This window comes from Paenibacillus massiliensis 2301065 = DSM 16942 (genome assembly GCF_000377505.1).
In the GTDB taxonomy this organism is placed as follows: Bacteria; Bacillota; Bacilli; order Paenibacillales; family Paenibacillaceae; genus Paenibacillus; species Paenibacillus massiliensis.
The window spans coordinates 870332-882227 of sequence record NZ_KB898185.1 but is presented as its reverse complement, the minus strand read 5'-3'; the positions used below and the strand labels follow the sequence as shown (position 1 = coordinate 882227).

Below are 11896 nucleotides of genomic sequence, written 5' to 3'. Positions count from 1 at the left end.
CTCTATGACTGATTTCTACTCATCCAAGCCCATTTCAGATACGCCCTTTAAAACAAAATGACAACAAGTTCAGGAAGCGACCCAACTATGAGCCGCAGTCGAACAAATGAACAATGTTTTACAGATGAATATCCATTTCAAGGCAGACGTCCATTCGGTACGATAAAGCGGAAGCGTGCACTACGAAGCATGGTAGGGCGCACTGCATATCACACAACACAAGGGGGATGCAGGCATGGTAAAGAAATTGAAGCAATCTGCGCTGCTGATCGTAGCCTTGATCATTTTGCTTACAGGCTGCTCCAGCAGTAGCTCAGGCGAGAATGATTCAGGAGAGCAGGTCAAGCTTGTCGTATGGATATGGGACTCAGCCCAGATTGGTCTGGACACAAATATGGAAGCGTTTAAGCAGGCCCACCCGAATATCGAGATTGAGTATCAGCTCATGGGTCAGACGGACCTCTATCAGAAGTTCCTGATTGCAGCGAATACAGGAGACAAGATGCCAGATATCGTGGCGGTGGAATCCAGCAACCTGGCGCAGATGGTCAGCATTGACGCGCTGTATGATCTGACCGAGAAGACGGCCCCGTATCGCGATAAAATGGTGCCCTTCAAATGGGAGGACGCGATGAAGGATGACAAGGTCTACGCCATGCCATGGGATAGCGGTCCTGTCGTGATGTTCTATCGTAAGGATATCTTCGAGGCTGCCGGGCTGCCGACCGAGCCAGAGCAAGTAGCGGAGCAGATCAAGACCTTCGAGGATTATAAGGAAGCAGGCAACTTAATTAAGGAAAAGACAGGCAAAGCCATGTTCGCAGATTCTCGCACACGCTCCAACAACCGTTTCTTCGAGACGATGATGTGGCAGCGGGGACAATGGTATTTTGACAAGGATGGCAATGTGTCGCTGGATGCTCCTGAAGTCATCGAGACCGGGGAATTCTACGCCAGCATGGTGAAGGATGGACTGATCGTGGATGCAGAAGCCTTCTCCGAGAATTGGCTGAACGCCTTTGCCGATGGGAACATTGCGACAATTGTAGGCGCGGCCTGGTACGATAATCTACTCTCCAATCTGATTGATCCGGACAGTTCAGGCAAATGGGGAGTCGTGCCGATGCCGAAATGGTCCGAGTCGGACCCTTATGCGAGCGCCAACGATGGCGGCTCCAATCTGGCGATTAACGCGAATTCCGAGCATCCGGAGGAGGCGTGGACCTTCATCGAATTCATGCTGGGACGGGAGGATTCGCAGCTAAAGATGATGGAGGAGGGCGGGTTCCTGCCATCGCTGCAGACAACCTTTGAGGATGAAGCCTACGCTGAGCCTGTCGAGTACTTCGGTAATCAGCCGGTGCGGGAAGTATTCACTGAGGCATTGGGACAGATCTACCCGCAGGCGTATACCGTGGATTTCCCAGTAGCCAATCAGTTGATGAGGGATGCGTTCGCTGAGGTATTCCTGAACAACGCCTCTGTCGCCGATACGTTCCAGAAGACCGCTGACGAGCTGCGAAGCCGTACAGGCCGTAATTAATTTACCGATAATTTAATCTTATGGAGGGATGATTCAATGGCTTCCAAGTGGTGGAGATGGCAGCAGAGGTCCGCTCCATATGTGTTTATTTCTCCTTTCTTCATCCTGTTCATGGTGTTCCTGCTGTATCCGTTTCTGTATTCATTCTATCTGAGCCTGGTGGAATGGAATGGAGGCAAGACCAAGACCTTCGTCGGTCTGGACAATTATGTCCGTCTGTTTCAGGACAATGTATTCTGGCTCTCAATTGTTAATGGTGGAATTATCATGCTGCTCTATGTACCGCTGATGCTGCTGATCGCAACATTGGTTGCAGTCCTGCTGAACCAGGCGTGGGTGAAGGGGAAGGGTTTTTTTCGAATGGCCTTCTTCACCCCGAATATTATGGCAGTTGTCGCGGTCTCGTTTGTTTTTACCATTTTGCTCAACAGTGAAAATGGTCTGGTGAATGTCATCCTGACCAAGCTTGGCATCATCGCGCAGCCGATTCAATGGCTGGATTCCGCTTGGTGGGCCCGCGTCTCAGTCGCTGCCATGGTCATGTACCGCTGGATGGGCTATAACATGATTCTGATTCTCGCCGGGCTTCAGAATATTCCCAAGGAGGTCTATGAATCGGCTTATATGGACGGGGCTTCGCCCTTCCAGTCTTTTACACGAATTACGTTGCCCTTGCTCAAGAAAATCCTGGTCTTCTGTCTCGTGCTCTCGACCTTGGGTTCATACGGCCTATTCGTGGAGCCGTTCATTCTGACGAAGGGTGGTCCGGTCAATTCAACCATGACACCCGTGTTGCTGGTGTATCAGGAGAGCTTCCGCAATCTGAATTTTGGATATGCATCGGCAATAGCTGTCATGTTCTTTTTCCTGATGATGACGCTGACCTTCATTCAACTGCGTGTATCCCGAGACAAAGACTAAGTGAGCGGAGGTGAGAACACCATGCCAGCAGCAACAGCAAATATGCATAATAAGGAATCACGAATTCCATATCGAGTCAGAAATACGCTAAAAAAAGCAAGCGCCTATACCATCCTCGTGCTGATCACGATCGCTTCGTTGTTCCCGCTATTCTGGATGGTCAGCTCCTCACTGAAGGAGCGAAGGGATATCTTCCTGAATCCGCCGATGTGGATTCCTGTCAACCCGCAATGGGACAACTATGTCATCCTGTTCAAGGAGCGCATGTTCGGCACGGTCATCTACAATAGTCTCTTTATTACCGTAATTCATACGGCACTAGCGCTGTTCTTCTGTACGCTGGCAGGGTATGCTTTTGCCAAATACCAGTTCCGTTTCAAAAGCCTGCTCTTCGCCATTGTACTTGCCTCCATGATGGTCCCGTCTGAGACGACGATCATTCCAATGTTCGAGATCTACCGTTCGCTGGGACTGATCGATAATCCATGGGGCGTCATTATTACGAATGTGGCTAATGCGTTCGGTATCTTTTTCATGCGCCAATACTGTGACAGCATTCATACGGAGCTACTGGAGGCATCACGAATTGACGGCTGCTCAGAGTTTAAAATTTTTACACATGTCGTATTGCCAAACCTGCGGCCTGCCCTGGCGAGTCTAGGTATTATTACCTTCGTCAATCAGTGGAATAATTTCCTGTGGCCGCTGATTGTGCTGCGTTCACCAGGCGAGCAGACGGTATCTCTCGCTGTTCGGGCCCTGGAATCGGGTGCGCGGACGCCCTATGAGCTGATCATGTCCGGGTCGGTCATCAGTGTACTGCCACTGCTGCTCATCATCCTGCTGTTCCAGAAGCAATTGATTCATGGGCTGATGGATGGAGCTGTGAAGGGATAAGGCAGATAAGCAGAGGAATCGTTCAATGAGGACGGTGCGTCATCCACAGTTCATATTGCACAGTTCAGATTACACACAGCAAGAAGATGGCTTCATCCATACGTAATATGCTCCCCTTTCGGCAAACAGGTGAAATACTAAATCCTGTTGTCGTAAGGGGAGTGTTTTTTATGATCAGCGAGCTCCCCTAAGCACGTAACTTGCCGTAGAAATTACATTTTTCCTGTCCAGTCACATAGGAGCGGGAGGTGGGTGAATGACATAGTATACAGTATTGATTTCACAGCTGGAGGGGGGAAAGCTAGACATATGCGAAAGAAACATCAATGCAAGAAAAGTCCAAGACTCAAAAAAAAGTGCAGTCTCAGAAAAAGAAAAAAAAGCAGCATATTATGTGGATGCCGCCGCAGACGAGGGAAAGAGCTCAAGCATAGGATTAGAAAATCTACTCTTCGAAAACCACGCAAGCTTATTCCCCGGAAAAATCTCATTACCGTCCCTATAAAGGTAGAAGCCACAATAGAAGAGTCTCACGGAAATGCTATTGCTTGTCCCCCGGGACCACATGGCCATCGCGGGCGACATGGATGTCATGGTAGAAGAGGGCCGACGGGGCCTACCGGACCTACAGGTCCAAGGGGCGTAACTGGGAGAACGGGATCTACTGGGGCTATGGGACCGACAGGCGTCACAGGTAGCACAGGGCCCGCTGGAGCCACCGGACCGACAGGCGCAACAGGTAGTACGGGATCTACGGGAGCCACCGGAGTAACGGGCGCAACAGGCAGTACGGGACCTAGCGGAGCAACAGGACCGACGGGTGTAACAGGCAGTGCGGGATATACAGGAGCCACCGGAGTAACAGGTGTAACAGGTGACACGGGGACCACAGGAGCTACAGGATCTACGGGAGCAACGGGTAGAACGGGATCTACGGGAGCAACCGGGTTGACAGGCGCAACAGGCAGTACGGGACCTAGCGGAGCAACAGGACCGACGGGTGTAACAGGCAGTGCGGGATCTACAGGAGCCACCGGGGTAACGGGTGTCACAGGTAGTACGGGACCCACAGGAGCCACCGGGCTGACAGGCGCAATAGGCAACACGGGGTCTACAGGAGCAACAGGTCCAACGGGCGCTACAGGCAGCACGGGATCTACGGGAGCCACCGGAGCCACGGGCGTCACAGGTAACACGGGACCCAGCGGGGCTACCGGACCGACAGGCGCCGCAGGCACTACGGGCCCAACAGGTACAATCGGAGCCACGGGCGATACGGGCAACACGGGCCCAACTGGAGCAACAGGTCCAACGGGTGTCACAGGTAGCACGGGACCCACAGGAGCTACAGGATCGACAGGCGCAACAGGTAGAACGGGATCTACAGGAGCAACAGGTCCAACGGGCGCAACGGGTAGAACGGGAGCCACAGGTGCCACAGGCAGCACGGGGATCACTGGAGCAACAGGAGCGACGGGTGTAACAGGTAGTACGGGGACCACAGGGGCCACTGGACCGACAGGTGCCACAGGTAGTACGGGAACTACAGGAGCCACCGGAGTAACGGGTGCCACAGGTAGTACGGGATCTACAGGAGCAACCGGGGTAACGGGTGCCACAGGTAGTACGGGATCTACAGGAGCAACCGGGGTAACGGGCGCAACAGGTAGTACGGGATCTACGGGAGCGACCGGAGTAACGGGTGCCACAGGCAGTACGGGGTCTACAGGAGTCACCGGAGTAACAGGTGTAACAGGTAGCACAGGATCTACAGGAGCAACGGGGGTAACGGGCGCAACAGGTAGTACGGGATCTACAGGAGCCACCGGAGTAACGGGCGAAACAGGCAGCACGGGATCTACAGGAGCCACCGGAGTAACGGGCGTCACAGGTAACACGGGCCCAACTGGAGCAACCGGTCCGACGGGCGTCACAGGTAGCACGGGATCTACGGGAGCCACCGGAGCCACGGGCGTCACAGGCAGTACGGGATCTACGGGAGCTACCGGAGTAACGGGCGCTACAGGCAGTACAGGGACCACGGGAGCCACCGGATCGACGGGTGCTACAGGCAACACAGGATCTGCCGGGGCTACAGGATCGACGGGCGAAACAGGCAGCACGGGATCTACAGGAGCCACCGGAGCCATGGGCGCAACAGGCAGTACAGGGGCTACCGGAGCTACTGGAGGAACGGGTGCCACAGGTAGCACGGGATCTACGGGAGCAACCGGGACAATGGGTGCCACAGGTAGCACGGGCCCAACTGGAGCAACGGGAGCCACAGGTAGTACGGGACCAACAGGGCCCTCTGTAACTAGCGTTAGTATTATTCCGGCAGCGTCCAGATTCTTCCTTACCCCTACGAATGACATTGATTTATCGACTACCGTAGCTTTTCCAGCAACAGACTTTACAGATGATTCAGGAAACCCTGTCGCAGCATTCAGTGGACTCGAAGCAAACAGTTATAATAATTTGTATATAAATGGAATTTTACAGGAGGGAAGTTTCTATAGTGTTATTACTTCCACATTAACTTTAAATGATGGAGGTGGGGTCATTTTTGCAGGCACCCCGATTATTCTGGAGACCGTTAGCTTTACAGCTATTATTGTTCCATGAATAAGTGAATCTTTTATATAAGCTATAAAAATAGTCTTTTCATCTCATCCTTCTGCCGTCCCTTTCTCATTTACCAAGCATAATTTGGTACAGAGAAAGGAGGTGAGTCATAATGCCAATTACTCCTCCCTTCCAGGCGTCCAGAAAGTTCGCAGCAACTTTTGGTGATGGTACTGGAACAGGTGCAACGTTCGCTATTGCTGCTACCAGCTTCACGAACGATGCCGGGACAGCAGCAACGGCTTTCCCAGCCACCTTCGCGTACTACGTTCTATATGTCAATGGTGTCCCTCAATTAGCTGAGACTTCAACCATCACAACGACAACGATCACTATACCTGACGGTGATGCCCTTGATCCAGCCACACCTCTGCTGGTAGAAATTGTCGTTAACTGATCTGGTTTAAGTACAAAGCAGGTTGTGTCCAGTATCCAACCTGAAAGCTATGCTACGGATTAAAGCGAAGAAGCTTCTAAGCCAATTGATGCGCTTAGAAGCTTCTTTTGTCTATTTTCCAGTAAAGCGTTAAATCATGTATTACTTTGTGAGTAGCCCTAGCTTATTGAAATAAGTTCATTAAGCATACACCTGCTTCTACAATCTACATGACGGGTATCATTTGGTGGATGCCGGGATAATTCTCTTGTGTATCCGTATCTGTATGTTTATCACTATCTGTGTCTGTCTGCCTTCACTCGCTGCGATTAGGTAGCGGACCCCTCGAACAGCTTCTGATTAGAGACAATGCTAGGATGCTCGGGATGATAGCTGGCAGCCTTCTCATTGCAGCTTCGGGAGGCTTCCTTGTCTCCCAATTGCCAGTGACAGACACAGAGCTGAAGATAGGGATACCAAGTCGTGAGTGATTTGTGGTGAAAGCCGGGTAATTCCCGGTGTTCAAAGTATAAGGCCTGCTCATACCAGTAGATGGCAGCTGCATATTTCTGCTTGCGCATAAAATGATCTCCCAGCGTGCAGCTCGCATCTGGCCGTGGACGATCATAGAGAAGTGCACGCATGCTCGTCAGGACGGCCTCTTCCTGGTTCCCGAGTGCAGCCTTGCAATCCGCCATATGCTGACAGGTTCGAATCTCATCCTCAATCCAGCCCTGCTTGGTGGCAAGGAATTTCTCATAGATCTCCAACGCCTTCTCGTGCTGACCATGCTCCCGCAGCTCATTGCCGTAATAGAACAAGTCCCGCGGAGTGAATTCTCTACCCTCAGTAGCCATCCGCTCATAGATGCGCAGATTACGCCCAACCGAACCTGAAGGCTCTGTAGCAGTCTTCTTGAATTTGCGATGCGATATAGCAATGTCGGTGGTGAAGATGTTACCGCCCACCTGCAAATACTCATGAACGGCCCCGAACCATCTGAAGTTGCAGGCACGCTTGACCAGTCGGTGACGTCGGAACTGGAAGCTGACCTCCCCTTGGGCATTGAAGCCAGTGTTATAGAACATTGACACAGCATCGACAGAAGGAGGAAGGTTCTCCTTCAACGCCCGCAGCTTGATCCGATCGGGCTCCAGTAGCTCATCGTCTGCATCAAGCCAGAGAATGTACTCCTGGGTGGCATGGTCGAAGGCAAAATTCCGGGCATCCGCAAAATGATCTCTCCAGACAAAATCCACAATTTTGGCGCCAAATCGTGCAGCAATTTCCTTGGTCCGGTCATCGGACCCTGTATCCACAATGACAATCTCGTCCACGAGGTCCGCGACAGAGCTGAGACAGCCGTCGAGCACCTCTTCCTCATTTTTGACGATCATACATAGGCTAATGGTTGGCAATCGTATTCTCCCCCTGAGCACCGAGTGTTGGTCAAGCGCTATAAGCCTGACATTGGAATCATGCATAGCCTCCGCTACAGCATGTATATTCATTGGGTAGCTCATCCTATTCCCGTTGCTGTGCGAAAGCCGGAGTTTGCCGACGCATTCAGAGGCCCTGTATAATATGGGAAAGAATACTCTTTTCCATTTTGAATTATTATTCATATTAATGTATATTAATTCTTTGTATAGGCTTCTTGCACTTCCGATTACGACTTCTGCATAGCAGCATAGAAGCGATGATGCTTCTCTTGCCGATGTGTTGCATGGTTCAGGGTCTATTCACGGATGATGCATCGTGCTGCAGAAATGGATGGGGGATTTCAGGTGTATAAATTCTTAGAAGAACAGTCTTTGCAGAGTTGGCCTGCGCTGAAGCAGCTGGAGCTGGACGGATGGCTGCTCAGATTCGCTGGAGGCTACACGAAGCGCTCTAATTCCATAAGCCCGTTGTATGCCGGGTCAAAGAAAGACGCACAGAGTATAAATGACACACAGCATATAAATGACATACAGCATTTAGATGACAAAATAAACCGATGTGAGCAGTACTATCAGCAGGCTGGCTTGCCAACCATATTCAAAATAACACCGTATACAGAGCCGTCCAATCTAGATGCTGTACTTGAGGCCCGTGGCTATGTTCAGACGGATCTGTCTCGTGTGCAAAGCATGGATCTGGCTGGGCCTGTGCCACTCACGTTGCTAAATATAGGGCACTCACATGCCCAGTGTCTTGATGCTGCGGGATACAAGGTTACGATATTCGAGGAATTGAATCCGTTGTGGCTAGAGACGGTCGTACGTCTCAGTGGGCTAAGTGACAAGTATCTGGAGGTAAAGCAGAGACTGCTGCGTCATTCGGGTCTCAATGCAGGTTATATGTTGCTGTATGTGGAGGGAATCCCTGTAGCCTGTGGACTTGGAGTAGTTGCTGGCGGAGGTCTGGGAATCTACGAGATCGGGACTGATTCTGTGTTCCGCAGACGCGGCCATGCGCGTCAATTGCTGCTTCATCTATTGCGCTGGGGAGCTTCTCAAGGTGCACAATATGCTTATTTGCAGGTGCTGGCTGATAACAGGCCTGCTCTGCAATTGTATGAAAGTATGGGCTTCCGGGATCGATATTCGTATTGGTATAGAGTACAGCCCGAGCGGTAAAATCAAAATGTAATCGGAGCCTATTCAATCTGAAAATTAGTAATATTCAAAATGGATTGGGAAACCACATGAATGAAGGTGTTGTATGCTGGCACGACTGATTCGACGCATTCCAAGAGACTGGCTGGTCTATATGTATCGTCACATGCCACTGAAGGGCTTGAAGAATACCATTGTATACCGGACACAGCATAAATTCCTCGTTGCTGTCCTTGGGGTGATCACGAATGATGCAGGAGAGGTCCTGCTGTTGAAGCACACGTATCGTGACAAGGAGCCTTGGGGAATCCCGGGGGGCTGGATGGAGATGGAGAAGCCGGAGCAGGCGCTGGAGCGAGAAATATGGGAGGAGACGCAATTCAAGGTGACGATTACCCGACTGGAGCGGGCGATCTACAGCACGAAGCCAGGACGGGTTGAACTGGTGTATAGAGGCATCGTGACCGGTGGGACATTCCAGGCCAATAGCGAAATATCTGAGGCTATGTTCTGCGACAGGATGCATCTGCCTGCGGATCTACCTAGCCACCAGAAGCGCTTGATTGCCGCTATATTAGACGGAGAGAAATGAAGGGGAGGGGATGAGTAGATGTTACGGTCACTGAAGGCAATTGCTGCCTACCGTTCGGGAGATCCCGCATCGTTGGGGCAACATAGCTGGCTGCAGCTACTGGCATCGGCTGAGGAGCGAGTCGTGAACTATGAGCGTATCGAATCCTTGGAGGAACTGCAAGGGCAAGTCAATCCGGTGCTGGACTATGTGGAGCGTTCACTGCGTCTGCTTGAGGCGATGCAGCTGTCCTTCTGGGTCAAGGAATTGGTAGAGCAGGTGCTGATCTGGGCAGAGACAGCGAAAGGCGGTACGCTGCGCCAACGCTTGGCCTGGCAAGCTCATGGCATCAATTTGTTCGTGCATAATGAGGGTTCAGCCCAGCTATATGCACGGTATGGTCGAGGCGAGGGAGCTGCTAGGCAGCGACTGCGGGAGGGTATCCCTGATCCGATCGAAGCAGACCAGACTAAGGATATAGTGGTGGAGCGCTTGATCGCTACTCATGGCCTGATTGGTCAATACATCCGGGGAGAGGTTCCCTTCTCGGCCCATGAGCCTTTGATAGAACTTGTAGAGAAAGGGTATCTCTCAGCGGATGAGCTGGATTCGGTATTGCTTCCACTAAACGCTTGTATCATCGGAGCAGTGGATCTGGCTTTGTGGGAGCGGGTACAGCCCGAAGTGAAGCAACTCATCTGTAGTATTGCAGCAGGTGAGCGGGAGGTGGCTTGGACGATTCGAGAGCGCCTCATGCGTTTACGTAGTGCATCTATTGAAGGGGGCGAAGCGTTTGGTCAAGCATTTGCCCAACTGGAACAGATAGAAGGTGTTATTCCTGCTCTCGCGGATATGCAAGACAAGACACTATGGTACGTGGAATCCGCGTTGCAGAATTTCTCTCTGGAGGAGGTCGTGAAGATCTTCCTGCTGGCGCTGCGCCACTCAGACGTATCCGGCACAGCAGTAAGTGACTCAGTCGTATCGGGCTCAACGGGATTGGATTTGACAGAACTGGAGACGAAGCCGCAGTCGCAGGAGCATGCGGTGTCCCTTAATGATAGGCATGGGGCTGAAGCTTCATTCATGAACAACAGCGCCTATGCGGCAGATGAATTTACAGGCAGATGGAGTCAACAGCTTCGGCATATCAGCTTCGAACTGTTCATGAACATGATCTACTACGATTACAAAGGGCAGAAGCACATTAATGTGTATAAGAAGCGAATGATCGAGAAATTTTTGCGTGAACTGAGCTGGGAGGAGATCCTGAACGGGCAGCAGCCGGACAATCCTCACCTGCATTATCAGCTAAAGCAGCCTCCGTCGCTCTCAGACACCGTATTTGTTAACTTTGAATTCTCGCCCGCAGCCAACAAGCTGATCGAATTTTGTATTGAGGCAGAGAAGACTCCGCTCTATGAGCAGGCAGTGTTGCTGCTCTTTGATTTGTTTGATCTGCGTCGAGATGCGTATGACCGTTTCCACAACGAGGAGCGCTATCTCGCGGACATGAACCAGACAGTAGACTACAAGCGGGTCATGCTGGATTACATTTCCGGGACTCGCGTACTGGATATCGGACCAGGCGGTGGTGTGCTGCTGGACTTGATCGAGCAGGAGTTGCCTGATGTGCAGGCTGTAGGGATTGATATTTCAACGAATGTCATTGAGGCGCTAGAGCGCAAGAAGCAGTTGGAGGGGCATCAGTGGCAGGTCATGAAGGGAGATGCGCTTCAACTGGAGAGCAGTATTGAGCCTGGAAGCGTGGATACGATCATTTTCTCATCCATACTGCATGAGCTATATTCGTATATTGAGCGGGACGGCCACAAATTCAACCTGCTCACTGTAGCCGATGCATTGCGTAGTGCGTACCGGGTCCTTGCCCCGGGTGGGAGGATCATCATTCGAGATGGCATCATGACCGAGCCGCTGGAGCAGCGTAGACGTATTCGTTTTCTGGAAGCTGATGGTGTACGCTGGCTTGAGCGCTATGCGAAGGATTTTGCAGGCAGGAAGATTGAATATACGGTGCTAGGTGATGATGAGGTGGAGCTGCCTGTGAATGATGCGATGGAGTTCCTCTATACATATACCTGGGGTGCCGAGGCTTATGTACACGAGGTGCAGGAGCAATTCGGCTATCTGACACCGTCCGGTTATCGGAAGTTCATTCATGAGACCCTCGGGGAAGAGGCAGGTATTTTGGTAGCAGAGCATTATCTGCAGGCAGGCTATACGGAGGCACTTCAGGAGCGGATCGACTTGAGGGACGAGAAGGCGAACCCTGTGCCATTGCCGGACAGTACCTGTCTGTGGGTTATAGAAAAGCCGACAAAATGAGAGCGACCGTAAAGAAC

At 51.6% G+C, this 11896-nt stretch carries 9 protein-coding genes; 8 read left to right on the top strand and 1 reads right to left on the bottom strand.

What is annotated here, in order from left to right:
* The first annotated feature begins 235 nt into the window (after nt 1-235).
* The 5 genes from D328_RS0103875 to D328_RS0103845 all read left to right on the top strand — a co-directional run bounded on the left by D328_RS0103875 (nt 236) and on the right by D328_RS0103845 (nt 6383).
* Nucleotides 236-1543: an ABC transporter substrate-binding protein gene (locus D328_RS0103875; protein WP_018883644.1), complete on the top strand. Its 1308-nt coding sequence runs from the start codon at nt 236-238 to the stop codon at nt 1541-1543.
* A 36-nt stretch (nt 1544-1579) separates the two neighbouring features.
* Nucleotides 1580-2464, top strand: a complete 885-nt coding sequence (locus D328_RS0103870) for a carbohydrate ABC transporter permease (protein ID WP_018883643.1) — start codon at nt 1580-1582, stop codon at nt 2462-2464.
* A gap of 21 nt (nt 2465-2485) precedes the next feature.
* Nucleotides 2486-3361 carry a carbohydrate ABC transporter permease gene (locus tag D328_RS0103865; protein WP_018883642.1) on the top strand — a complete coding sequence of 292 codons (876 nt, stop codon included), beginning with the start codon at nt 2486-2488 and terminating at the stop codon, nt 3359-3361.
* 672 nt (nt 3362-4033) lie between these two features.
* Nucleotides 4034-5986, top strand: a complete 1953-nt coding sequence (locus tag D328_RS31730) for a beta strand repeat-containing protein (protein WP_018883639.1) — start codon at nt 4034-4036, stop codon at nt 5984-5986.
* Nucleotides 5987-6098: 112 nt separating this feature from the next.
* A complete protein-coding gene (locus D328_RS0103845; RefSeq protein WP_018883638.1) occupies nt 6099-6383 on the top strand; it encodes a DUF4183 domain-containing protein in 285 nt (94 codons plus the stop codon).
* A 308-nt stretch (nt 6384-6691) separates the two neighbouring features.
* Here the strand turns inward: D328_RS0103845 and D328_RS0103840 are convergent, their stop codons facing one another.
* Nucleotides 6692-7759, bottom strand: a complete 1068-nt coding sequence (locus tag D328_RS0103840; protein ID WP_018883637.1) for a glycosyltransferase — start codon at nt 7757-7759, stop codon at nt 6692-6694.
* Nucleotides 7760-8149: 390 nt separating this feature from the next.
* Between D328_RS0103840 and D328_RS0103835 the strand changes: the two genes are divergently transcribed.
* The 3 genes from D328_RS0103835 (at nt 8150) to D328_RS0103825 (ending at nt 11879) form a co-directional block, all read left to right on the top strand.
* Entirely contained in the window at nt 8150-8983 is an 834-nt protein-coding gene (locus D328_RS0103835; protein ID WP_026280997.1) for a GNAT family N-acetyltransferase, read from the top strand.
* An 85-nt stretch (nt 8984-9068) separates the two neighbouring features.
* Nucleotides 9069-9554 (top strand): NUDIX hydrolase, encoded by a 486-nt coding sequence (locus D328_RS0103830; protein WP_018883635.1) that lies wholly within the window; start codon nt 9069-9071, stop codon nt 9552-9554.
* Between the two features lie 18 nt (nt 9555-9572).
* Nucleotides 9573-11879, top strand: a complete 2307-nt coding sequence (locus D328_RS0103825) for a class I SAM-dependent methyltransferase (protein WP_018883634.1) — start codon at nt 9573-9575, stop codon at nt 11877-11879.
* The last annotated feature ends 17 nt before the right edge of the window (nt 11880-11896 follow it).